Origin of the sequence: Roseibium suaedae (assembly GCF_900142725.1) — a bacterium.
Classification (GTDB): Bacteria; Pseudomonadota; Alphaproteobacteria; order Rhizobiales; family Stappiaceae; genus Roseibium; species Roseibium suaedae.
The window spans coordinates 770,535-793,939 of sequence record NZ_FRBW01000001.1 but is presented as its reverse complement, the minus strand read 5'-3'; the positions used below and the strand labels follow the sequence as shown (position 1 = coordinate 793,939).

Annotated in this window: 19 protein-coding genes; 6 read left to right on the top strand and 13 right to left on the bottom strand. The window is 60.1% G+C overall.

Features of this window, described 5'->3' with window-relative positions:
• Positions 1–4 precede the first annotated feature (4 nt).
• A complete protein-coding gene (locus tag BUA94_RS03565) occupies positions 5–1,615 on the bottom strand; it encodes an L-aspartate oxidase (protein WP_073008887.1) in 1,611 nt (536 codons plus the stop codon).
• A gap of 100 nt (positions 1,616–1,715) precedes the next feature.
• Positions 1,716–2,792 (bottom strand): quinolinate synthase NadA, encoded by a 1,077-nt coding sequence (gene nadA / locus BUA94_RS03560; protein WP_073008884.1) that lies wholly within the window; start codon positions 2,790–2,792, stop codon positions 1,716–1,718.
• A gap of 414 nt (positions 2,793–3,206) precedes the next feature.
• On the opposite strand from nadA, the gene BUA94_RS03555 reads away from it, so the two are divergent.
• The 3 genes from BUA94_RS03555 to BUA94_RS03545 all read left to right on the top strand — a co-directional run bounded on the left by BUA94_RS03555 (position 3,207) and on the right by BUA94_RS03545 (position 7,017).
• Positions 3,207–4,442 carry an MFS transporter gene (locus BUA94_RS03555; protein ID WP_073008881.1) on the top strand — a complete coding sequence of 412 codons (1,236 nt, stop codon included), beginning with the start codon at positions 3,207–3,209 and terminating at the stop codon, positions 4,440–4,442.
• Positions 4,443–4,461: 19 nt separating this feature from the next.
• Positions 4,462–5,739, top strand: coding sequence for a chromate efflux transporter (chrA, locus tag BUA94_RS03550; RefSeq protein WP_073008878.1), 1,278 nt, complete (start codon positions 4,462–4,464; stop codon positions 5,737–5,739).
• A gap of 144 nt (positions 5,740–5,883) precedes the next feature.
• Positions 5,884–7,017, top strand: a complete 1,134-nt coding sequence (locus BUA94_RS03545) for an esterase-like activity of phytase family protein (protein WP_073008875.1) — start codon at positions 5,884–5,886, stop codon at positions 7,015–7,017.
• 109 nt (positions 7,018–7,126) lie between these two features.
• Here the strand turns inward: BUA94_RS03545 and glyS are convergent, their stop codons facing one another.
• The 7 genes from glyS to BUA94_RS03510 all read right to left on the bottom strand — a co-directional run bounded on the left by glyS (position 7,127) and on the right by BUA94_RS03510 (position 15,840).
• Positions 7,127–9,214, bottom strand: coding sequence for a glycine--tRNA ligase subunit beta (glyS, locus tag BUA94_RS03540; RefSeq protein ID WP_073008872.1), 2,088 nt, complete (start codon positions 9,212–9,214; stop codon positions 7,127–7,129).
• A gap of 145 nt (positions 9,215–9,359) precedes the next feature.
• Positions 9,360–10,580 carry a sodium/glutamate symporter gene (gene gltS, locus BUA94_RS03535; protein ID WP_073008869.1) on the bottom strand — a complete coding sequence of 407 codons (1,221 nt, stop codon included), beginning with the start codon at positions 10,578–10,580 and terminating at the stop codon, positions 9,360–9,362.
• Positions 10,581–10,783: 203 nt separating this feature from the next.
• The gene (locus BUA94_RS03530) at positions 10,784–11,470 is read right to left on the bottom strand and encodes an OmpW/AlkL family protein (protein WP_073008866.1); all 687 of its coding nucleotides are present in this window, start codon (positions 11,468–11,470) and stop codon (positions 10,784–10,786) included.
• 184 nt (positions 11,471–11,654) lie between these two features.
• Entirely contained in the window at positions 11,655–13,565 is a 1,911-nt protein-coding gene (locus tag BUA94_RS03525) for a DUF2207 domain-containing protein (protein ID WP_073008863.1), read from the bottom strand.
• A gap of 12 nt (positions 13,566–13,577) precedes the next feature.
• Positions 13,578–14,132: a LemA family protein gene (locus BUA94_RS03520; RefSeq protein ID WP_073008858.1), complete on the bottom strand. Its 555-nt coding sequence runs from the start codon at positions 14,130–14,132 to the stop codon at positions 13,578–13,580.
• A 154-nt stretch (positions 14,133–14,286) separates the two neighbouring features.
• Entirely contained in the window at positions 14,287–14,832 is a 546-nt protein-coding gene (locus BUA94_RS03515; RefSeq protein ID WP_073008856.1) for a hypothetical protein, read from the bottom strand.
• Between the two features lie 78 nt (positions 14,833–14,910).
• Entirely contained in the window at positions 14,911–15,840 is a 930-nt protein-coding gene (locus BUA94_RS03510; protein WP_084081796.1) for a glycine--tRNA ligase subunit alpha, read from the bottom strand.
• 261 nt (positions 15,841–16,101) lie between these two features.
• Here BUA94_RS03510 and BUA94_RS03505 point away from each other — a divergent pair, with 261 nt between their 5' ends.
• Both BUA94_RS03505 and BUA94_RS03500 read left to right on the top strand, forming a co-directional pair.
• A complete protein-coding gene (locus tag BUA94_RS03505; RefSeq protein WP_139250998.1) occupies positions 16,102–16,479 on the top strand; it encodes a hypothetical protein in 378 nt (125 codons plus the stop codon).
• Positions 16,480–16,882: 403 nt separating this feature from the next.
• Positions 16,883–18,025, top strand: a complete 1,143-nt coding sequence (locus BUA94_RS03500) for a DUF2778 domain-containing protein (protein ID WP_235860442.1) — start codon at positions 16,883–16,885, stop codon at positions 18,023–18,025.
• A gap of 111 nt (positions 18,026–18,136) precedes the next feature.
• Here BUA94_RS03500 and BUA94_RS03495 read toward each other — a convergent pair whose 3' ends face one another.
• The 4 genes from BUA94_RS03495 to BUA94_RS03480 form a co-directional block, all read right to left on the bottom strand.
• Positions 18,137–18,328 (bottom strand): hypothetical protein, encoded by a 192-nt coding sequence (locus BUA94_RS03495; protein ID WP_073008850.1) that lies wholly within the window; start codon positions 18,326–18,328, stop codon positions 18,137–18,139.
• A 25-nt stretch (positions 18,329–18,353) separates the two neighbouring features.
• A complete protein-coding gene (locus BUA94_RS03490; protein ID WP_073008847.1) occupies positions 18,354–19,220 on the bottom strand; it encodes a S49 family peptidase in 867 nt (288 codons plus the stop codon).
• An 84-nt stretch (positions 19,221–19,304) separates the two neighbouring features.
• Positions 19,305–19,949 carry a PilZ domain-containing protein gene (locus BUA94_RS03485; protein ID WP_139250997.1) on the bottom strand — a complete coding sequence of 215 codons (645 nt, stop codon included), beginning with the start codon at positions 19,947–19,949 and terminating at the stop codon, positions 19,305–19,307.
• 165 nt (positions 19,950–20,114) lie between these two features.
• On the bottom strand, positions 20,115–21,026 hold the full coding sequence (locus BUA94_RS03480; protein WP_073008840.1) for a uracil-DNA glycosylase: 912 nt from the start codon (positions 21,024–21,026) through the stop codon (positions 20,115–20,117).
• A gap of 335 nt (positions 21,027–21,361) precedes the next feature.
• Here BUA94_RS03480 and BUA94_RS03475 point away from each other — a divergent pair, with 335 nt between their 5' ends.
• Entirely contained in the window at positions 21,362–23,041 is a 1,680-nt protein-coding gene (locus BUA94_RS03475; RefSeq protein WP_073010820.1) for an electron transfer flavoprotein-ubiquinone oxidoreductase, read from the top strand.
• Positions 23,042–23,405 lie beyond the last annotated feature (364 nt).

Sequence of the window (23,405 nt, the reverse complement as noted above, 5' to 3'; positions counted from 1 at the left end):
CAGATCATTCTCCTGCGGCAACAGCCGCTGCTTCCTTTGCGATCGCATCCACTTCCTTCAGGCTGGTGAAGGAGCGGCGCGCCTGAGCCGGATCGGCCTCCGGGAAGTCCGAGCGGAAATGACCGCCACGGCTCTCGGTGCGCTTGAGTGCAGAGGCGGCGATGATCCGGCCGGCAATCATCATGTTACGGATGGAAATGCGCTCGCAGCGCGCTTCGGCAGCAGCGATATCCGCCAAGGCCCGGCGCAGGCTGTCGGCATCCCTCTCCACGCCAACATTCCGGCCCATGGTCTCACGCAGAGCCGTGATGGCTTCACGCTCATCAAAGTTGCGCTGGCTCGGCAGGCCCGGCTCGCTGTCGAGCTCGTTCCAATAGGCGCTGCGCGGGGTCGGCATGAGGCCCTGGATGTCATCGGCGATGCGGGCAGCAAAGACGACCGCTTCCAGCAGGGAGTTGGACGCAAGACGGTTCGCCCCATGTGCGCCGGTCGAGGCGACCTCGCCGGCAGCCCAGAGGCCGTCGAGCGACGTACGGCCATTGGCATCGGTGAGAATACCGCCCATGTGATAATGCTCGGCAGGCGCAACCGGGATCGGCTGAGTTGCCGGATCGATACCGGCTTCGACGCAGGCCGCATAAACGGTCGGATAGCGGTCCTTGAAGGCGGCACCGACGGCAGAGCGGCAATCGAGGAACGCTCCACCGCCGGAGGTCACTTCCCGGTGGATTGCCCGGGCCACGATATCGCGCGGTGCAAGCTCTGCCAGATCATGGACCTTGGTCATGAACCGCTCACCGGCGGAGTTGATCAGGGTTGCCCCATCGCCGCGCAGTGCTTCGGTTGCCAGCGGAGCCGGATCACGGCCCACATTGAGCGCCGTCGGATGGAACTGAACGAATTCGGCATCCGCGATCACCGCACCGGCACGCGCTGCCATGGCAAGGCCGTGGCCGTTTGCTTCACCCGGGTTCGTGGTGACGGAATAGAGATGGCCAATGCCGCCGGAAGCCAGCACCACCGCGTGAGCCGGAAACGCCATGCGCTCCAGTCCGCCACGTTTGCGTGCCAGAACACCGGTTACATACCGGCCCTCACCCATCAGGCTTTCGCCGATGAAGCCTTCCAGAATACGGATCGACGGGGTCCTGCGGACTGCAGCGATCAACGCATCCATGATGGCCCGGCCCGCCATGTCGCCGCGCACCCGCACCACCCGGTTTTCCGAATGGGCAGCTTCGCGGGACAGCTGAAGGCGGCCTTCCAGATCCTGATCGAAGGGAACGCCATAAGACAGGAGATCGCGGACACGGTCGCCAGCTTCCCGGGTCATCTGCTCAACGATCTTGCGCTCACAGATGCCGGCGCCTGCGGCCAGCGTGTCATCGCGGTGTTTCTCGAACGTGTCCTGCTCGGATACCGCCGCCGCAATGCCACCCTGGGCCCATGCAGACGATGCCCCCTGGCCGATGGCCGCGTTGGAGATGACGGTGACCGGCCGCGGCGCCAGTTTCAGCGCGCAGAACAGACCAGCGAGACCGCCGCCCAGAATGACGACGTCATCAACGTCCTTGCCCGCAAGCGCGGGAGCGAAATCTTCGACCGAAATGCCCATAGGAATGTCCCATGATGAACCCGCGGCTTTAGGCGTACGGGCGGAAGGCTCTGCCGGAGCCAGTCCGGCAGCCACCTTCATTCTAGACCAGAACGACCAATCAGTTCTTTTTCAGATTGATCATCCGCTCGACCGCGACGCGTGCCTTTTCAGCAACGACCGGATCGACAACCACTTCTTCCTTCATCTCGACCAAGGTGTCGAGGATCTTGTCCAGCGTGATGCGCTTCATGTGCGGGCACAGGTTGCACGGACGGATATAATTCACGCCCGGGGTCTCGCTGGCAACATTGTCAGCCATGGAGCATTCGGTGATCATCATCACCTTCTCCGGCTTACGGGTCTTCACCCAGTCGATCATATGCGCGGTGGACCCGGCAAAGTCGGCTTCTGCAACGACTTCCGGCGGGCACTCGGGGTGCGCGATGATCTTGATGTCCGGTTCGATCTTGCGGTAGTCGCGCAGTTCCTTGGCGGTGAAGCGCTCATGCACCTCACAAGCGCCGTCCCAGACCAGAACTTCCACGTCGGTCTTGTTGCCGACATTGGCGGCCAGATACTTGTCCGGAATGAGGAACACCCGGTCGACACCGAAGCTCTCGACAACTTCCAGCGCGTTGGACGAGGTGCAGCAGATGTCGCATTCGGCCTTCACGTCGGCGGAGGTGTTCACATAGGTGATGATCGGCACACCGGGATTGCGTTCGCGCAGGGCACGCACGTCGGCACCGGTGATCGATTCGGCCAGGGAGCAGCCCGCCCGCATGTCCGGGATCAGAACCGTCTTTTCCGGGCTCAGGATCTTCGAGGTCTCGGCCATGAAGTGCACGCCGCACTGAACGATGACCTGTGCATCCGTCCGGGTTGCCTCGATGGCGAGCTGGAGACTGTCACCGACGATATCGGCCACACCGTGATAGATGTCCGGCGTCATGTAGTTATGCGCCAGGATCACGGCATTGCGCTGCTTTTTCAGCAGGTTGATCGCATGAATGGTCGGAGCAAGCGCGGGCCACTCGATCGCCGGGATGATGTGCTTGAGCTTCTCATAGATCGGAGCCGTCGCTTCGGCGACTTCCGGCGTATAGGTGAGATCCGGACGCGGAAGGCGGCCGAAACGCTCGAGAGCGACGGGAGTGGCGCCCTTGAAGGCGGCCGGAGAACTGGTGATGGTCATGGAGACCTCCCTCAGGACTTTATACTCAATTTGAGTATATGTATTGCCAAAGAAAACGGGCCGTATCGCCCTTGCTCAACCTTCTGCTCTTTGAGAGCTTATATAGAACCTGCAAAGTGGAAAATCCATAGGCATTCACAAAACTGAGCATTTTGTCTCAAAAGCTTCATCATTTCATGATCTTGCCAAAATCATCCAAAGCGGATCAGAGCTGTTTGCCCTGATCTGAGGCAATCGGAGACCGGATTTTTGGCGTCATGCAGACGGAGCACTCCGCATTCTATTCCGGTTCATCATCAAAGAGAGAGGCGGGTTCCATTCACGGCACTGATGGATCATTCACGAAATATCGTTTCGGCTGAGCCAGACTCCGGCATATCCTGCGGCTCCTTCTGTCTCAGGTGAAAGACCCCGATGAGCAACACCTCTTCTGCGGCAGTTTCCAGCCGCCCGAACATTCCGCTGGTGATTGCCTGCGGCTGTCTTATCGCCCTGATTTCCTTTGGGCCGCGCTCGGCCATGGGCCTGCTGCTGCAGCCCATGACGGAAGCACGTGAATGGAACCGGGAAATCTTCGGTCTGGCCATCGCGATCCAGAACCTCATGTGGGGCTTCGGCCAGCCGGTCGCCGGCATGTGCTCCGACCGGTTCGGCACCTGGAAGACCATGACCCTTGGCGCGGTTTTCTACGCCGTCGGCCTCTACATGATGGCAGACGCCACCAGCCCGGTGATGCTGCATATTTCTGCAGGCGTCCTGATCGGCCTGGGTATCGCGTTCTCGTCCTTCTCGCTGGTTCTGGCGGCCTTCGGACGGACGGTCACGCCGGACCAGCGCTCGCTGGCCTTCGGCATTGGCACCGCTTCCGGCTCGCTTGGCCAGTTCCTGTTTGCCCCGCTCGGCAATGCCCTGCTCGACGGCGTCGGCTGGCATCAGACCCTGATCATCTTTGCGGGCATCACCATGGTGATCCCCTTCCTGGCAGTTGCACTCAAGGGCAAGAGCGTTGCACCTGCCAGTCAGGCAGGTGTGGCACCTCAGAGCCTGAAGCAGGCCATCTCGGAAGCCTTCGCCACCAAGGGCTTCATCCTGCTGAGCTTCGGCTTCTTCGTCTGCGGCTTCCATGTGGCCTTCATCACGGTTCACCTGCCGCCCTATATCGCTGACCTTGGCATGGATCCGTCCTGGGGCGCGATTGCGATTGCCTTGATCGGACTGTGCAATGTCGCCGGCTCCCTGATCTCCGGCTATATCGGCGGACGCTATTCCAAGCCGATTTTCCTGTCGGCAATCTATCTGGCCCGCGCCGTGGTCATCACCATCTTCCTGATGGTTCCCCCGTCACCCGTTACCGTGCTGCTGTTTGCCGGTGCCATGGGCCTGCTCTGGCTCTCGACTGTCCCGCCGACCTCCGGTCTGGTCGCCGTCATGTTCGGGCCACGCTACATGGCAACCCTGTTCGGCTTCGTCTTCGTGTCGCACCAGGTCGGCTCCTTCCTGGGCGTCTGGCTCGGCGGCAAGATCTACGAGGCGACCGGTTCCTATGATCCGATCTGGTGGATCGGCATTGCCCTCGGCATCTTCGCGGCCATCGTGCATTGGCCGATCGAGGAAAAGCCCGTTGCCCGCCTGAGCGCCGAAACCGCATGACCCCTTTCCCGGAGACAGGATGAACGACCCACACCCAAGTCTCCGGAACGCTGCCGCCGTCTGGCTGAAAATCGGCGTCCTCTCCTTCGGCGGCCCCGCCGCGCAGATTGCGCTCATGCACCGGGTTCTGGTGGATGAGCGCAAATGGCTGACAGAGCGGCAATATCTCAACGCCCTCAGCTTTTGCATGATGCTGCCCGGCCCGGAAGCGATGCAGCTTGCCACCTGGTCCGGCTGGCGTCTGCATGGCACCCTGGGCGGGTTGATTGCCGGTCTTGCCTTCGTGATGCCCGGCGCGCTGGTGATCCTGGCGCTGGCGGGTCTTTACGCCGCCTTCGGGGCTGCGCCGCTGACACAAGCGCTGTTTCTCGGCATCAAATGCGCCGTCATCATCATTGTCGTGGAAGCGCTCCTGCGCATCGGCAAGCGTGCCCTGAAGGGAGCGGACCAGTGGATCCTCGCCGCTCTTGCTTTCATCGGCATCTTCTGTTTCGCAGTGCCGTTCCCGGTGATCATCCTGTTCGCTGCCCTTTATGGCAGCCTGCGAAGCTGGAATGATCCGGCAGAGACGCCCCTTCCACACAGATCCGCGTCCGCCCGGTCTCTGCTGAAGACTGCGGCGCTCTGGCTGGCAATCTGGCTTCTGCCGCTTGCTGCCCTGCTCTTTGCGCTCGGTCCTGACCACCTCCTCAGCCAGATCGGCATCCTATATTCCAAGCTCGCCGTGGTGACCTTTGGCGGCGCCTATGCAGTCCTGACCTATCTGGGGCAGGAAGTGGCGCTTGCCCGGAACTGGCTGAACGCCAATGAAGTGATCGACGCGCTTGGCCTGGCCGAAACCACCCCCGGGCCGCTCATTCTCGTGACCGAATTCGTCGCCTATCTGGCGGGCGAGAAAGCGGGAGGCATAGGCCTGGGCATCGCCAGTGCCGCCGTCGGCTTGTGGGCGACCTTCGCGCCCTGCTTCCTCTGGGTTTTCACCGGCGCCCCCTTCATCGAGCGGCTGGACAGCGCCCCGCGCCTGCGCGGCGCCTTGTCCGCGATCACTGCAGCTGTGGCAGGTGTGATCCTCAACCTCGGTCTCTGGTTCGCCCTGCACGCCTTGTTTGGCGTGGTCAACCGCGAAAGCTTTGGCCCGGCAGCGCTCTGGGTGCCGGATCTCGCCACTCTGGACTGGCGGGCGGCTCTGCTCACCCTGCTCGCCGCCCTCCTGCTTTTGAAGCTGCATCTGGGGCTCGGCAAGACCCTCGTCATCATGGCCATCAGCGGTTGGATCACCACCCTCATTCCCCTCTAGGAGCGCGGCTGAGGGTTGTCATCAAAGCGTCAGCAAACCGTGTCCGTTCTTTCATGGATCTGGCGCATATGGAGCCGAACCCGGTCCGGGACAGGCGCTTGCTTCTGCCCGGACTGCTCTCCATTTCTGCCTGTGAGCTTGTCCATGCTGAACCGTCTTCTGGGTACCGCGTCCCTCGCGCTGCTTCTTTCCACGTCCGCCCATGCGCTGGATATCGGCAGCCGCTTTGAAACCGCCTGCCCCCTGTCTGATTGCGACGCCCCAATCAGCTTGTCCTTTCTGGGCGAAGTCACCATCCCGACCGGCGAGATAATTGACGGTGTGGAATTCGGCGGCATCTCCGGGCTCGACTTCGACCTGCCAAGTCGCCGCTTCATCGCCATCTCGGACGATCGTTCGGAAAAGGCGCCCGCCCGTTTCTATGACCTAGACATCCAGGTCGACGGCAAGGGCCTGCACGCGGTGAAGGTGATCCGGACCACAACCCTGCTCGATACCAATGGCGAGCCCTTTGCGGCCAAGACCGTCGATCCGGAAGCGATCCGCTTCAGCCAGGACGGCATTCTCTGGACCAGCGAAGGCGACGCGAAGGCGGGGATCTCCCCCTTCCTGCGCATCACAGGTGATGACGGCCGCTTCGTGCGGGAATTCGTACTGCCGAACGGCTTTGCCCCCACCCCTGACAAGAGCTCAGGCATCCGCAACAACAACGCCTTCGAAAGCCTCACGGTCATGTCCGGTGGAGATATTCTGGTCGGCCTGGAAGCTGCCCTTTATCAGGATGGACCGGCTGCGACCCTGACCACCGGCAGCCTTGCCCGCCTGATCCGCTTTGACGCGACGACCGGCCTTGCCAAGGCCCAGTATGTCTATCCGGTCAGCCCGATCCCCCAGGCACCAGTTGAGGCCGATGGCTGGAACGACAATGGCATGCCGGAATTCCTGGCCCTCGACGACCACCGTCTCCTGACCTTGGAGCGCGGATTTGCGCAGAACATCGGCAACACGATCCGCGTCTTCATGACCGATCTGGAAGGCGCAACGGATGTGTCAAAAATTGACAGCCTGACGAGCACCAAAGAGCGGGTCGTTCCGGCACGCAAGGCGCAGATCCTGGATCTGGGCGCCATCGGCCTGAAGCCGGACAATGTCGAAGCCATGACTTTCGCCAAGGGACAGGACGGCACCGACGTTCTGATCCTGGCCTCGGACAACAATTTCAACGACGAACAAACCACCCAGTTCATCGCCTTCGAAGTGCTGAAGCGTCCGAAATAAGCACAACGATTCCGGGGAGAGCATGCCCCGAAGAACGCTCACGCCAAATGTAAAAAGCCCCGCCTGGAGAGATCCGGGCGGGGCTTTTCGTGTTTGATACTCTTAGCCGTTAGCCAGCGACCTTGGAGAAATCGGCGACCACGTGGGCGGCGTCGCGGATTTCGGCGAGGAGACGCAGGCGGTTGAGGCGGAGGTCAGCGTCGTCCGCGTTGACCAGAATGGCCTCGAAGAACGCATCAACCGGTGCACGGAGCTTGGACAAAGCGGTCATGGCCGCTTCGAAATCTTCCGCCTTCACCGCATCGGCGGCTTCCGAACGGGCGCTGTCGATGGCAGCTGCCAGATCGATTTCCGCCTGCTCGCGCAGGTGATCCGCATGCGGCTTGCCGGTCACGGCAGAGCCGTCCTTTTTTTCTTCCGCCTTCAGGATGTTCACGGCACGCTTGTAGCCGGCAGCGAGGTTCTTGCCGTCTTCCGTGTCGAGGAACGAGCCCAGAGCCTCCACCCGCTTGACCACCATCAGAAGGTCATCCTGGCCACCAAGAGCAAAGACCGCATCGATAAGGTCGTGGCGTGCGCCATGATCCTTGAGGTGGTTCTTCAGGCGGTCGGCGAAGAAGGAAAGGAGATCTTCAACCAGAGCATTTGCATCGGCAACGCTTGCCTTGTGGGTCTTCAGCGCGGACAGCAGGCTGGTCTGCAGCGGCAGGCGCAGGCCGTTTTCCAGCACGATGCGGATCACACCAAGCGCGGCGCGGCGGAGCGCGAAGGGATCCTTGGAGCCGGTCGGCTTTTCGTCGATGGCCCAGAAGCCCGTCAGGAGGTCCAGCTTGTCGGCGAGCGCAACGGCGATGGCGACCGGATCGGTCGGCACCTTGTCGCTCGGACCCTGCGGGCGGTAATGGTCTTCGATGGCAATGGCAACAGACGCGTCCTCGCCCTGCTTCTGGGCATAGGTCCGGCCCATCTGACCCTGAAGTTCCGGGAACTCATAGACCATGGAGGACACGAGGTCGGCTTTTGCCAGCGTTGCGCCGCGCTTGGCCTTTTCGACATCGGCACCAACCAGCGGTGCGATCTCCGCGGCCAGAGCCGTCAGACGCTGAACCCGCTCGCCCTGTGTGCCGAGCTTTTCGTGGAAGACGATGCTGTCGAGCTTGGGCAGATTGTCCGCAAGCCTGGTCTTGAGGTCAGTTTCCCAGAAGAAACGGGCATCGGAAAGACGCGCACGGATCACCTTCTCGTTGCCGGCAACGATGGTCTTGCCGCCATCGGGCGCTTCGATGTTTGAGGTCAGCACAAAACGGTTCGCCAGCCGGCCCGTCTGCGGGTCCTTGAGCACAAAGCACTTCTGGTTGGCGCGGATCGTCAGACGAATGCACTCGTCCGGAATATCAAGGAAAGCTTCCTCGAAATTGCCGGTCAGGACCACTGGCCATTCGACAAGCCCTGCAACTTCTTCCAGAAGGCCTTCGTCCTCGACCAGCTCCAGACCCAGCGCCAGAGCGCGGTCCTTGGCGTCGTGCAGGATCATGTCCTTGCGGCGGTCGGCATCCAGCACGACCTTGTGCTTTTCCAGCTTCGGCGCGTAGTCATCAAAACGGCGCACCTCGAAGGCCTCATCCGCCAGGAAGCGGTGGCCGCGGGTGGCATTTCCAGCCTTGATGCCATCCACTTCAAACGGCACCACATCCGGCTCTTCGGTTTCCGGACCAAAGGTCGCGATGATGGAATGCAGCGGACGCACCCAGCGCATCTGGCCAGAGCCCCACTTCATGGACTTCGGCCAGGGGAAGTTGCGGATGATGCCCGGCATGAAATCGGCGATGATATCGATCGCCGGACGGCCCGGCTTCTCGATCACTGCCACATAGAACTCACCCTTCTTCGGGTCGGCCTGAATGGTCGCCTCGTCGAGGGAAGTAAGGCCTGCGCCACGCAGAAAGCCTTCGATGGCCTTTTCCGGGGATCCGACGCGCGGGCCCTTGCGCTCTTCACGGGTCGCGGAGGACGCAGCAGGCACACCAGCCACATGCAGAGCCAGGCGGCGCGGGGTCGCGAAGGCCTTTGCGCCTTCGTAGTGAAGGCCGGCATCGACCAAGGCATTTGTGACCAGGGATTTCAGGTCTTCAGCGGCGCGGCGCTGCATGCGCGCGGGGATTTCCTCGCTGAACAGCTCAAGCAGGAGATCGGGCATCGGAATAACAAGCCTTTGGTACGAAGTGGGCAGGAAGCCCAGCCAATTCATTGGCTCGTCCGTTACCAATTCCGCCTCTTCTTGTCACCCCCTGCGTGCGCTGGCGGCCGACTTTTGCGGGCATCCTTTCCGCAGGCCCGCCGCCTCAGAGCGACAGGAACAGCCAGATGATTGCGGCATTGGCCAGATCGGCAAAGAAGGCGGAAACCAGCGGCAGGATCAGGAAGGCCTGAACGGCCGCACCATATTGCTTGGTCACGGCAGTCATGTTGGCAATGGCCGTGGGGGTGGCGCCCAGCGCGAAGCCTGCGAACCCTGCCCCAAGCACTGCAGCCTCATAGTCCCGGCCCATGACGGGAAACAGCACATAGATGACGAAGAGCGCGGCTCCTGCGATCTGCGCCGCAAGGATGAGCAGCATGGGTCCGGCAAGCCCGGCGATGGTCCACAATTGCAGGCTCATCAGAGACATGGCCAGAAAGACCCCCAGTGCCAGATCGGAAATCACCGCCAGGGAACGGGATCGCGCGGGCCAATAGATGCCTTTGAACAGCAGTGGCACCGTGTTGGACAACAGGATGCCGCTGAACAGGCAGACGACAAACATCGGCAATTCGATCCCGAGCCCGAGGCGCAAGATCTCCTCAAGGGTGACGCCAACCGCGATGGCCAGGTTCAGGACCAGAAGGCTGGCCATCATGCCCGTATGGGTCACGGTCGCGGTCGCCTCGTCTTCCCGCTCCAATCCCACAACAGGCGTTTCATCCTGCAAGGCTGCGACCGGCCTTGCCCCGCGCCTGTTGATCAGAAACTCTGCAATGGGACCGCCAAGAAGCGACGCGGCAATCAGGCCCAGAGTTGCGGTAGCTGCCCCCAGTTCGACCGCTCCGGTGACCCCATGGCTGTCCGCCAGCTGCGGACCCCAGGCAATGGCGGTCCCGTGTCCGCCGATGAGGGAGATGGTTCCGCCCAGCAGGCCGAAGCCGGAGGGAAGCCCCATGGCAACGGCAATCACGGTGCCAATACCGTTTTGCACGAACATGTATCCGACGGTCAGGGCAAGCAGGAGAAGCAAGGGCTTCCCACCTGACAGAAGGTCCGCAAAGCGGGCATTCAGGCCAATGGCGGTGAAGAAATAGAGCAGCAGAAAGTCCCGAGCGCCGAGCGAAAAGCTGATCTCGGCCCCGAACAGGAGATAGGCAAGAAGCGCCGAGCCAGAAACGACAAGCCCGCCGGAGACAGGTTCCGGAATGTTGTAGTGGTTGAGAAAGGGAATGGCGCGGTTCAGGCGCACCCCGAGAAAATAGACGATGATCGCGATGTTGAAGCTGGAAAACTCTGAAATCGTCAGAACATCGTCAGGCATGGGCAAGGGTCCACCAAGGCGTGCAGGCTCAACTCTCCACCATCTAATCAGAGTTCCGTGACGCCGCGAACCTGAAACACCGGGTTTTCTTGCGCTCCGCAGCGAATTTGGCAGCCGCTTCAAAATGCATTCAGCGCCCACGTCCTCATCCCTGAAGCGGGAGAAGAACGGGGCGCTGAAAATAGTCTCAGTTCACCAGACCCTTAGAAGCGGTAGGTGATACCTGCACCGATCAGCCAGGGGTTCAGCTCGGCCTTGCCGGACATCTTGGTGCCTGCAACGGTCACGTCAAAATCAGGCTCCATGAAGATCTTCTTCACGTCCAGGTTCACGCCCCAATGGTCGTCGATCATGTAGTCGAAACCGGCTTGCACTGCAGCACCGAAGGCGTTCTTCACATGCAGCTTGTCGGCACTGTCAGCGGACTGGCTGTAGAAGATCGTGTAGTTCACACCGGCACCGACATAGGGCTTGAAAGCGCCGAAGTTGGTGAAGTGATACTGCAGGGTCAAGGTGGGCGGCAGCACCCAGGTCTTGCCGATCTGGTTCAGACCGGAGATGGAGCCTTCACCGTAAACCTTGGCGTAGGTCGTGCCCAGGATCAGTTCCGCAGCAATGTTGTCGGTGAAGAAATAGGTGATGTCGAGTTCAGGGATCACCGTGTCGGAGAAGGAGAGATCGGAACCGGCAACACCGTCCACAGAGCCGTCGTCCTGAGTGATCACACCCAGAGCGCGCACGCGGATCTGCCAGGGGCTCAACTGCTTGAAGACCGTCACATCAGAGGCATCCTGTGCGACCGGCAGATCTGCAGCAGCAGCCTGACACACGAGCGCACCCATTCCCACTGAAGCAAGAAGCCCCAGCAGCCCAGCCCTTTTCCTATTCATCTCTATCTCCTAAGTCCTTGCGCAGAACAGCGCTAGGACCGGACTAGGATCAAGCTCGCCTTCGAACATTGAGATAGATCAAGAATCAGACGGGTTTCAGTGGACGGCGTCAGTGCGTCGCAGTCAATAAAAACAATGACCTAGCGTCAAGTTTCAAAAGACAGAAACCAAGCAGGACGGGAGCTTACCAGCCCCCGCCTCCCCCTCCGCCGCCGCCACCACCGGAGGAGCCGCCGCTGCTTGAAAAGCCAGAGCTGGAACTATCCGTTTCCGGCAGCGAGGACGAGAAGCTTCCCGACATGGCAGACACGGCCGAACTCAGCGAAGAGGAGAAATTCCTCCCCGAGAAGTGCTGATCCGAACACCAATGCGGATCATAGCTGACCTCATCACTCCCGGTCGCCTTCTTCAGCCAGGCCTCGAACGCTGCCGACCAGGGTGCCTCGACGCCCAGCGCCACCGCGTAAGGCAAAAGTGCCTCGAAGTGGGAGGGACTCATGCTGGGGGCGCCCTGCATGTTCATCCGGTCGGCTTCCGCGACCGAGAGATACATTTCAAGGCCCTCGATCTCGTCCAGAACCTGACGGCCATGCGCGGTCGGGGTGGCCAGCAAAATGGCGAAGATCAGTGTCAGGCAAGACAGGGCAAACAGCACCGGCATGACCAATGGCACACTGTCGCTGCTGAAGGAGCCCAGGATGCACAGCAGGCAGATCACCAGCGCAATGCACAGGGCAATGACGAAACTCCGCTGGAGCTTGTCCGGCATGCTGCGTCCGATCACCGAGACCACGGCTGTGAAGATGCCCACGATGAAGATGAAGACGACATGATACTCCTCCATGGCGCCAGACAGCGCCAGGACCAGCAGCGTGACGAGGGAAACGCCGACACCCGGCAGGATCCAGCGCCAGTTGGTCAGGAAATAGCGGTCCTTGTTCTCCGTGGAGATGGCGGAACAGAAGTCAGACCCCAGGGAGGAAACAGACGTGCCGTTCTTCTTGTTGATGACGGCCTTGCCATCCCGGTCGGTCAGCCAGGCATCAATGATGGCCTCGCCCTTCGGCAGAGGCTCCGCGCCTTTCTTGCCGGTCTTCACCAGCTTCAAATTGCTGTCCAGATCCTGAAGCGTGATCAGCCCCTTGACCGCCAGCGACAGGCAGGCAGCCGCCACCGCAATCCACCCACCGGAAGAAAACCCCTTGTTGTAGATGAAATGGGCCAGCGCCGGAGACACGCCAGCAGGCGCCTCGAAACGCGGGAAGATCACACCCGACTTCGGATCGCGGCCGACCTTCATCCAGGCAATGATGTAATAGAGAAACGCAACCAGCAGACCGCCAAGACCCACGAGCTGAACCGAGTAGTCGGTCAGGAAGTAGCCGGCTTCATCCGAAAAGTCCGGCTGCTCAATCGTGCCGGCGGGCAGAGCTGCAACAATTGTCATCCCCTCCGTCGGCCCGAGCAGACGCGTTGTCTCGAAGAGCAGGACATTGTTTGCCGCTCCGGCGCGGACTTTGAAATCCTTTCCGGTCTGACCATAGGTTCCGGTATAGGCCGTCCATTTGGTGAAATCGGTTCCCTCCGGCGCATGCAGCTCTGCCGAGGCGTGGCCGATGCTGAAAGCCCATTCATTGCCGGTGACGTTCCAATAGAGCTCATCATGGGTCTCGAAGAACCGGATCTGGCGGGTGGTCTCGTATTGGATTGTGTAGGTGTAACGGCCCGGCTGCAGATACACATCCGGAGAGCCAATGTAGATGCGAATGCCGTCATCGGAGCGGTTGACCCGGAACGTCTCGCTTGCACCGTCCCGTTCGACCGAAAGCACCTCGATCCCGGCCTGATGCAGGCGGCCGCTCTCGCCCCGGAACTGGGTCGGAATATCCCTGAAGATCCCGCGCTGGATCCTCTGCCCTTCCGCAATGACCGTGATGGTCTCCTCGACCCGAACGAGGCCGGAGACATCCATATTGATCAGGGACTTGAAGTCGACGATGCGCTCCTGCGCCATCGCCCCTTGAATGAAGAACAGAAGCATAAGCGGCGCAAGAACCGCGCGAACCAGGAAAGCCGCAAGGCTGGATCTGATCATTGTCACTCCGGCTCAGAAGGAAACGCTCGGGACGGAACGATCAGCGGCGTCCTCGATCTCGAAATAACCGGCCTTCTCGAACCCGAAATTCCGCGCCACCAGATTGGAGGGGAAGCTCTCGACCGCCACGTTCAGTCCGCGTACGGCACCGTTATAATAGCGCCGGGACATCTGGAGCTCATGTTCCACCTTGTCCAGGGAAGCCTGCAGATCGACAAAATTCTGGCTGGCCTTGAGATCCGGATAGCTCTCCGCCACCGCCATCAGGCGGCCAAGCGCCTGGGAAAGCATCCCCTCCGCCTTGGCCCTGCCTTCAATGTCATCGCCTGGAACAGCTTCCGCCTGGGAGCGCATGCGGGTCACCGCTTCCAGCGCCTCGCGCTCGTGGGAGGCATAGCCTTTCACCACCTCGACAAGGCTGGGGATGAGATCTGTCCGGCGCTTGAGCTGGACATCAATGCCGCTCCAGCCCTCGTTCACCATCTGACGTTTCCTGACCAGCCCGTTGTAGAGCGAGATGAGATAAAGGCCGAGAACGCCGACAATCGCCAGAAGGAACCAGGACATAAAAAAGCCTCCGCGTAGAAATGACGCGGAGGCTATCTTCATAGAAAGGGGTTGTCACCCCAAAGCGTTCGAGCTCAGCCCTCGTAACCTGCGTTACGTGTCTTTGACAGACTTATCTCTAAACGAAGGAATTGGCTCAGGGCTTGGCTACGCCTTAGCGGTTCGGTGACCAGGTTTTAGAATCCGTGCCAAGACTGTAAAACCCTTTGAAGGCCCTTTTGTCTGTCCAGCCACAAGCGCCGCCCGTCAAAGGGCGAACGCAAATATGATCACCGAAAGCCGAATTCTTCTCAATGATCATTTTCGTTCTCGGAAATGGTTTGCAGTCAACATCGAGTGGCGCACCAAACTTCGACTTCTCGTTTATTTTCGACAACTCGCGGCGGTTGGTTTCCAAAAGACGATAAAGCCTCTTGTTCTCTTCATCGCGCTTCTTTTTCGGCCAGTTTTTGTCAATTCTATCTCTGAAATATTGATAGAATTCACGCTCATGCGTTTCCGTTCGCGTAATGACTGCGTCTAGCACCTTTTCATAGTCATCTTTTGTCTTGCAGCTTGACCAAACATTCAAGCCACCCTTGATCGCATCCTTGGATGCAGACAGAGTTCCAATCGCAAATCGAGGAAGAACAGTTCGAGCCTGCGCCAATGAGCCCAAAGCAAACAAACTGATAACGAACAGAGAAACGATGCGAAGCAAGAATTCAACCTCCGAAAATATATCGGAAGTTGATTCACGCGATTCTACAAGCCGTGTCCATCCAAAACGTTATAGAGCTCAGCCCTCGTAACCCACGCCACCGGCTTTCGTTTCCAGGAAAGCGGCGCCACAGGCCTTGGCCAGTTCCCGCACGCGCAGAATATAACTCTGGCGCTCGGTCACCGAGATCACGCCGCGCGCGTCCAACAGGTTGAACGCGTGGGAGGCCTTGATGCACTGGTCATAGGCGGGCAGAACGACCTGGTGCACATCGGCACCGGCCTCATCACGAGCCTTGGCGCCAGCGGCCAGCAGCGCCTTGCACTCGCCTTCCGCATCCTTGAAGTGACGGAACAGCATTTCCGTGTCGGCATGCTCGAAGTTATGCCGGGAATATTCCTGTTCTGCCTGCAGGAACACGTCCCCGTAAGTGACCTTCTCGGCACCTTCGCGGCCGTTGTAGTTCAGGTCATAGACGTTATCGACGCCCTGAATGTACATGGCCAGGCGCTCCAGGCCATAGGTCAGTTCGCCGGACACAGGCGAACATTCGAAGCCTGCCACCTGCTGGAAATAGGTGAACTGGGACACTTCCATGCCGTCACACCAGCATTCCCAGCCAAGACCCCAGGCGCCCAGCGTCGGGCTTTCCCAGTCATCCTCGACGAAGCGGACGTCGTGGATCTTCGGATCAAGGCCGATGGCATAAAGCGAGTTGAGATAGAGCTGCTGAAGATTGTCCGGAGACGGCTTCAGGATCACCTGGAACTGGTAATAGTGCTGCAGACGGTTCGGGTTCTCGCCATAGCGGCCGTCAGTCGGGCGGCGGGACGGCTGCACATAGGCGGCCTTCCACGGACGCGGACCGAGAGAGCGCAAGGTGGTCGCCGGATGGAAGGTGCCAGCGCCGACTTCCATGTCATAGGGCTGCAGAACCACACAGCCCTGATCCGCCCAGAACCGCTGCAAGGTCAGGATCAGTCCTTGAAAGGAATTCTCGGGGCGCATATGCGCCGGCAGGGCGTCGCTCGACATGGAACCGTTCCGTGCAAAAGATAAAGGATTGGCGGGCTGTTCCCGCGCGTGCCGCGACAGGTGCCACGGAGGAACCGTCAGGTCAAGCGGATGGTCCGGCAGGGCTCCGGAAAGCAAGTGACAAATCGTGTCTCAGATCACAGTTCCGCTGGGGAAGGTCTGCCATGATCCTCTCACCGCCTCCAGAGGGAGCCGGACAGAAGCGAATGAGGAATTCGCACCATGGAGACCGTCATGAAAACACAAGCAACCACCGCAATGGGTCTGATCCTTGGCCTGAGCCTGAGCCTTTCCGCCGCGCTTGCCCCGGCAAATGCACAGCAGGCTTCCAACAACCAATCGTCCGGCCGGTCATCTTCCAGTTCGGGAGCAACCGGTGGCTCCGATCCGACGGGAGGAGTGATCCTTTGTGCCTCGAAGAACTGCATGATGCAGAAGGCAGCTTCTTCTTCGAACTATCCGCCAACCCACCGCAATCCCAAGCGCCCGCGCCTTGTGGTGGAAGAGCATGAGGGCTGTTCAGTCGAATGGCGCTATATCCGCCTGAGCAATGGCATGGTTCGCAAGATCCGCGAATGCGAACGCCCGATCCGGCCGGTTCACTACCGCTGAGCGGTCAACGGCGCCGGGGGACTTTCTCCCGGCACCGCTCCCTGATTTGCCTCTCCACTCCAAGCGCTGCCGGCCCTCTCCGCAGCGCTTTTTCCTTGTAAAAAACCTCAATCCAGACGCGCGCGCACACCCTTTGCGAATTCGTTCACCATGCCAGAAACGTCAAAAATCCGCCGTTTTCTGATGGTCTTAGGCGAATTCTGCAAGGCGTAAACGACTTGGTTACCAAGAAACTTCATTATTCAAAGTCGTTGGATCGGTGCCCGTGGGGACGCCATTCCCAGCAGAGCGACAGTATCAATGCACGGCCCAGTTCGCCGTGCGGGGACGCGTAGTTTGGACCCTTATGTATCTGAGTAAACAGCCATCCGCGATGAGCGGACGGGCCGCGGACACGTGTGGTTTGGCGAGCCCTCGCAAGGTAGTCTTCTGCCTTCTGACCATCTTATGCGGCGCAGGTGCCGCAATAGCCTATTCTCACAAGCAGGACCCGGATCCAATTTCCCCTGCTGCACTTGAACAAAGCACTCCTGCAAAGGTTTCTGCCCTGGAACCGGCTCAAGGTCTGGCTGCTCCTGAGCGGCTGAGTCCTGCGGAACGCGCTTCAGCCTTTGCCCGTTCCATCGCCTCAAGGGTTGGAAAGCTTGAGGCGGAAACGGAAGCCACTCTCAAGGTCCAGAAGCTGGAGGCCGACATCACCGTCGCCAAGGCGGATCTGCGTGAGAAGCTGGAAACCCGCTACAAGGCTGTGATTGCCCTTCAGGAGGCAACCGAAGCTGCCAGAGTACGGGCTGCGAAGATTGCAGCCGCGGCGGAAGCGGAAGCAAAGGCAAAGGTCGCAGCTCTCGAGCAGGCAAAGAAGGAAGCGGAAGCGCAGGTCGCCATGGCCGATCCTGTCGAACCGGAAACCATTCCGGTTCCCTTCAAGCGGCCGGATTATACGCCTAAGCCTGAAGCGGCAAAGCCAGTCGTGGCGCAGGCCTCAAAGCCGGCAGCCGCGCAGTCTGCCAAGCCCAGCGCACCGGCCGCCATGGCCTATGCTTCGGCTGAAGACCCGGCCACGGACGAGAAGAGCCCATTCAGCGGACTGTCAAAGATCTTCAGTTCGACCGCCAAGAACATCGAGCTTCCGGGCCGGAGCAGCGGTATCGCAGTCTATGACATCAGCTCTGCCACGGTTCACATGCCGGATGGGAGCAAGCTGGAAGCCCACTCGGGCATCGGCAAGATGCGGGACAATCCGAAATTCGTGCATGTGCGCAACAACGGACCGACGCCGCCGAACGTCTATCACCTGCGGATGCGTGAAAAGCGCTTCTATGGTGTCGAGGCGATCCGGATGCTGCCGGCAGACCCTTCCGCCATGCATGGCCGCGACGGAATGCTGACCCACACCAATCTGCTGCGGGGCCGTATCGGCTCTCATGGCTGCGTGGCTTTCACCAACTACGAGAAGTTCCTCTCGGCCTTCAAGGCGGGCAAGGTGAAGAAACTGATCGTGGTACCGAGCATGAACGAACTGCCGACTTATATGGCTTCGCTCTAGGACTGCCTCCCGTCAGGATCCAATGGATCAGACAAATAGGGCCGCCTCCGCGCATTGCGGGTGCGGCCCATTTGTTTTCAAGACTTGAGATGCCGGGGCGTGAGGTTGGTATCAGCCCTGCTCAGGCCGGTACCGGCCCGTCTTCGGATCCCGGATCAGATTGCCAGCATCGCGCGGCGCGCCGGTTGCCCGGGCAGAAATGTCGGCGAGATGCTTTTCCACCTCAGCCATCTTCCGCTTCATGCGCGAATAGATCCAGTATCCCCCAGCCGCAAGGGCGGCAAAGCCGATGATCTCGGTCATGATGTTCTTCCTTCAAGCAATCCACTTAAAGCCCATAGCGTGCCCAGAGGCTTCGCTCTTCAAGGCTCGAAATGACGTCTCCCCCAAGTCCCTGTCCGCCGGACGACAAGGAGGCCAGTGCCGATACGCCGCCAACGGAACTGCGGCGTCCCAGCAAACCCCTGGGCGCGGAAATCAGCTTCGGCTCAGCCTTGCTGCCATAGCGCTCCTTCAGCGTTCCCCGAAGATCACCGAGACCGTCAATCAGCCCCAGCCCCCGGGCGGAACCACCGGTCCAGAACTTGCCTGAAAAGACCTCGTCACTGGAACTCAGCACATCTCCGCGCCGCGACTTCACCATGTCGATGAAGATCTCGTGGATCTCCTGCTGCAGACCCTTCAGATAAGCGATGTCATCAGCATTCTCAGGCTGGAACGGATCCAGAATGACCTTCTTTTCGCCTGCCGTATAGACCCGCCGCTCCACACCGATCTTCTTGATAAGATCGGTAAAGCCGAAACCGGCTGAGACAACTCCGATGGATCCGATGATCGCGCAAGGGTCGGCAATGATCTCGTCGCCGGCAAGGGCGATCATGTAGCCGCCGCTTGCCGCCACATCCTCAACGAAGACAAGGACTTCTTTTTCCTTCTCTTTCGCAAGGTCGCGGATGCGCTGATAGATCAGGCGGGATTGAACAGGTGACCCGCCAGGCGAGTTGACGATGAGCGCCACCGCGGGTGCCTTCTTCATGGCGAAGGCCTTTTCCAGAGGCTGTGCGACAGAGGCAAGCGACAGACCCGGCCTCAAGGGCGTTGCCATTCCGATGGCACCTTGCAGCCGGACCACCGGGATCACCGGCCCCTCGGACCGGAACTTCTTGGGCAACAAACCGCGCAGGGTATCGATCACATCTCACCTTCCTGAAAAGACAATATCTCTTCCGGATATAGGAACATTGGCTGGAGGAAAAAAGACCAGCCCGAGACGATCGGCCTATTTGCCTTTCTTGGGACCGCGCGTGCCGAACGCATCAGCGCGGCGCTTCCGGGCCTTGCCTTTTTGCGCTTCTTCCCCCTCGCCCGTCTGCAATTCGGCATCGGCAACGCGGGACTTCAGATCACTCTGCCGGGAGAATTGCCAAAGCAACAGCACCCCTGCGCATCCAGGTTGGCGCCATTTGATCTCGCCATTCACCGGCATGTCCAGTCCCGGTATATGCAGCCGGATATCGGTAGGAATCATGTCCAGGTCCCGCGCCTCGACCCTGCAGCCAGACTTGCTGGCATCCACAATGATCGAAGGTATGACGAGACCGCCACGCCGGTCGGATATTCTCGCCGGAATGCGCACGGGCCGCCTCGGCTCCTTGCGCTTCTCACGCACGACAGCGTTTTCGAATTCGAACGAAATGAGCGCGTTGCTGTTGGTGACGGACGTAATGCGCCCGCGGATCATCTTGTCGAGACCATCCACCCGAAGGCCAACGGTCTCGCTCAACTCACCTATACGGTCAGAATGGAAACGGCAGCCTTTGCGGCTGAACTCGGTGGCAGCCCCTTCAACGCAAAGGAGCCCTTCCAGGTCCACGACCAGAACAGGCAGACTGGGACCCGGAGCATGCACTTCGGTCGTAGACAAGTTGACCCCCAACGAGTTTTCAGGGGCAGGTTATCGTTGGAAACGTAATTTTATAATTAAAAACAATGTGCAAAATGACGATACACTGTCATTTTTACAGATATCAAAGCGGAACTCTTGAAACCATGACGAAAAGCTTCCGGTGCGGAAGAAATTCGCTCCCGGCTAACCTCTGAGCCGCTCTCTCAGTGCGAGAAAATCCAGCCAGGTCAATCTCTTATCCAAGGGGCTGCGGAGCAGGAAGTCCGGATCATAAGTCGTCAGACATGGCAATTGCCGGCCGCCGGCCTCATAGACACCCCAACGCCCACGCAAGTTGCGAATGGCCTCCTGTGTTCCAAGCAGGCTCTTTGCGGAGGCCGCTCCGAGAAGCACCAAGAAATCCGGAGTGACCAGTTCAATCTGGCGGGCGATGAACGGAAGGCAGATTTCCGTTTCCTGAGGCGTGGGCGTTCTGTCTCCCGGCGGCCGCCAGGGCACGACATTGGCCAGATAGACATCTCCGCGGTTCAGCCCGATGGCAGCCAGCATCTTGTTCAGAAGCTGGCCGGACCGGCCAATGAACGGCACTCCGGCCGCATCCTCATCCCGTCCAGGCGCGCCACCGATCAGCATGACGCGCGCATTCGCCCGGCCATCCGCAAACACCAGCGACTTTGCCGTGAGTTTGAGATTGCAGGCTGAAAAGGCTCCGAGACTGGCCTTCAGCTCTTCCAGACTGCCTGCAGCTCTGGCCGCTTCCCGCGCCATGTCGATGGCTGCCTTGTCCGGCACGACGGCCTCGCCCATTGGCGAAGAGGCGGCGGGCTCAGGTTGGGCCTGAAAAGACTTGGAAAAATCCTTGAGGGGCCCATCGTGAGGTCTTTGCAGAACAGCCGGAGCCGGAGCTGCCGGCTCACGCTGGACCGGTGGCTGCACAGAGTTGCCGGGACCCGGCATGGCACGGCGCGCAGTTGCAACCTCTGACAGGGCGAAACTGTCGACGGCTTCCTCTTCCAGAAAGCAATCCAGACCGGCCGCGGTCAGGAAGTCCAGAAGCGATTCTAATTCGCGCTGTGCAAGCTCTGTGTTGTGCAAAATCCATTGCCTCCGGGCGGCAAACTAACGTGTAAGCCCCCGCATGACAAAGGGATTGCGCGCATTTCCCGCCGAGGACGGAGCTTGCGGTGAATTGTCCCCGTAATCCGCGCCCACTTGACGGAAAAGGCCGATTGCACAAACTTACGTTTACGTAATAGGAAGGTTACAAACTTTCCCGGCACGACGAGGCGCAGCCCGGAAGTTAGACGATCGGACACTGGAAAACGGCCCGAACCGGGAGGCTAAAGGTGTAGAAAACCGGTGTCTTGATCTGAAAAAAGTGCAAAAAGAAACTTTGCTGGACCACTCCAGACGGAATGAGGGAGAAAATCATGTCGGAACAGGACGCATTGGGCGAACGCGAAAGCATGGAAGTCGACGTTGTCATCGTCGGCGCCGGCCCGGCGGGACTGGCGGCAGCCATTCGACTGAAGCAGATCGCCGCCGAAAAGGGCGAAGAGATCAGCATCGTCGTTCTGGAAAAGGGCTCGGAAGTGGGTGCCCACATCCTGTCTGGTGCCGTGATCGATCCGATTGCCCTGGACAAACTGCTGCCGGAGTGGCGCGAAGACGCAGACGCTCCCCTGAAGACACCGGTGACCGCAGACCAGTTCCTGGTGCTGGGCCCGGCAGGCTCCATGCGCCTGCCCAATATCCTCATGCCGCAGCTCATGAACAACCACGGCAATTACATTGTCTCGCTGGGTAATGTCTGCCGCTGGCTTGCCGCCAAGGCAGAGGAACTTGGCGTCGAGATCTATCCGGGCTTTGCGGCTGCTGAGCTGCTCTATGATGATGCCGGCCGCGTTGTCGGCGTTGCAACCGGCGACATGGGCATTGGCCGGGACGGCAAGCCGAACGCCATGTTCACACGCGGCATGGAACTGCGCGGCAAATATGTGCTGATCGGCGAAGGCGCACGCGGATCCCTTGCCAAGCAGTTGATCGAGAAATTCGACCTTGCCAAGGACAGCGACGTGCCGAAATTCGGCATCGGCATCAAGGAACTGTGGCAGGTCGATCCGGCCAAGCACCGCCCGGGTCTGGTGCAGCACTCCTTCGGCTGGCCGCTGGACGGCAAGACCGGTGGCGGCGCGTTCCTTTATCATCTGGAAGACAATCAGGTCGCCGTCGGTTTCGTCGTGCACCTGAACTACCAGAACCCCTGGCTGTCTCCGTTCGACGAGTTCCAGCGCTTCAAGACCCACCCGGCCATCCGCGAAACCTTCGAGGGCGGCAAGCGTATTTCCTACGGCGCACGCGCCATCACGGAAGGCGGCTATCAGTCGGTTCCCAAGCTTTCCTTCCCCGGCGGCCTGATCATGGGCTGCTCGGCAGGCTTCGTGAACGTGCCCCGGATCAAGGGGTCTCACAATGCCATGCTGTCGGGCATGCTGGCGGCCGAGGAAGTCATGGCTGCACTCGGACGCGGCGAAGAAAATGCGGAACTCACCAGCTATGACACCGCCTGGCGCGAAAGCGAGATCGGCGCTGATCTCAAGCGGGTGCGTAACGTCAAGCCGCTCTGGTCCAAATACGGCACGGTTCTGGGTATTGCCCTCGGCGGTCTGGATATGTGGACCAACCAGCTGTTCGGCGTTTCCTTCTTCGGAACGCTCAAGCATGGCAAGAGCGACGCTGCGAGCCTGAAGCCCGCCAAGGATTGCAAGAAGATCGACTATCCGAAGCCGGATGGGGTCATCTCCTTCGACAAGCTCTCTTCCGTGTTCCTGTCCAACACCAACCATGAGGAAGATCAGCCGATCCACCTCAAGGTGAAGGATGAAACCCTGCAGAAGCTCTCCGAGCGCGACGTCTTTGCCGGACCGTCCAACCGCTATTGCCCCGCCGGGGTCTATGAGTGGATCGAGGAAGGCGAAGACGCCCCGAAGTTCCAGATCAACGCGCAGAATTGCGTTCACTGCAAGACCTGCGACATCAAGGATCCGAACGGCAACATCACCTGGACGGTTCCGGAAGGCTCGGGTGGCCCGAACTACCCGAACATGTAAGACCCTCTGAAAGTCGTTTCATAGCCTGGAAATACAGACGGCGCCGGCATTCGGAACAAGTTCCGAGCGCCGGCGCCGTTGCCTTGTGGACGATGGGGGATCCGGCGCCCTCTCCTGGTCAAAGGGGACGCCGGTTGCGAACGGGGTCACACGTCTCCGGGCGCGCCGCCTATATTGGCGATCTGTCCCGCACCGGACGACACATGGTTCGCAGCCACAAGCTGAACTGATTACCCGACCGGCATTCGGAACAAGTTCCGAGCGCCGGCGCCGTTGCCTTGTGGACGATGGGGGATCCGGCGCCCTCTCCTGGTCAAAGGGGACGCCGGTTGCGAACGGGGTCACACGTCTCCGGGCGCGCCGC

Excerpts from the sequence above, each read along its gene's own strand:
- BUA94_RS03555 (WP_073008881.1), top strand. The coding sequence starts at position 3,207 with ATGAGCAACACCTCTTCTGCGGCAGTTTCCAGCCGCCCGAACATTCCG.
- nadA (WP_073008884.1), bottom strand. The coding sequence starts at position 2,792 with ATGACCATCACCAGTTCTCCGGCCGCCTTCAAGGGCGCCACTCCCGTC.
- BUA94_RS03565 (WP_073008887.1), bottom strand. The coding sequence starts at position 1,615 with ATGGGCATTTCGGTCGAAGATTTCGCTCCCGCGCTTGCGGGCAAGGAC.
- chrA (WP_073008878.1), top strand. The coding sequence starts at position 4,462 with ATGAACGACCCACACCCAAGTCTCCGGAACGCTGCCGCCGTCTGGCTG.
- BUA94_RS03520 (WP_073008858.1), bottom strand. The coding sequence starts at position 14,132 with ATGTCCTGGTTCCTTCTGGCGATTGTCGGCGTTCTCGGCCTTTATCTC.
- BUA94_RS03525 (WP_073008863.1), bottom strand. The coding sequence starts at position 13,565 with ATGATCAGATCCAGCCTTGCGGCTTTCCTGGTTCGCGCGGTTCTTGCG.
- BUA94_RS03505 (WP_139250998.1), top strand. The coding sequence starts at position 16,102 with ATGAAAACACAAGCAACCACCGCAATGGGTCTGATCCTTGGCCTGAGC.
- gltS (WP_073008869.1), bottom strand. The coding sequence starts at position 10,580 with ATGCCTGACGATGTTCTGACGATTTCAGAGTTTTCCAGCTTCAACATC.
- BUA94_RS03510 (WP_084081796.1), bottom strand. The coding sequence starts at position 15,840 with ATGCGCCCCGAGAATTCCTTTCAAGGACTGATCCTGACCTTGCAGCGG.
- BUA94_RS03475 (WP_073010820.1), top strand. The coding sequence starts at position 21,362 with ATGTCGGAACAGGACGCATTGGGCGAACGCGAAAGCATGGAAGTCGAC.
- BUA94_RS03530 (WP_073008866.1), bottom strand. The coding sequence starts at position 11,470 with ATGAATAGGAAAAGGGCTGGGCTGCTGGGGCTTCTTGCTTCAGTGGGA.
- BUA94_RS03545 (WP_073008875.1), top strand. The coding sequence starts at position 5,884 with ATGCTGAACCGTCTTCTGGGTACCGCGTCCCTCGCGCTGCTTCTTTCC.
- BUA94_RS03495 (WP_073008850.1), bottom strand. The coding sequence starts at position 18,328 with ATGACCGAGATCATCGGCTTTGCCGCCCTTGCGGCTGGGGGATACTGG.
- glyS (WP_073008872.1), bottom strand. The coding sequence starts at position 9,214 with ATGCCCGATCTCCTGCTTGAGCTGTTCAGCGAGGAAATCCCCGCGCGC.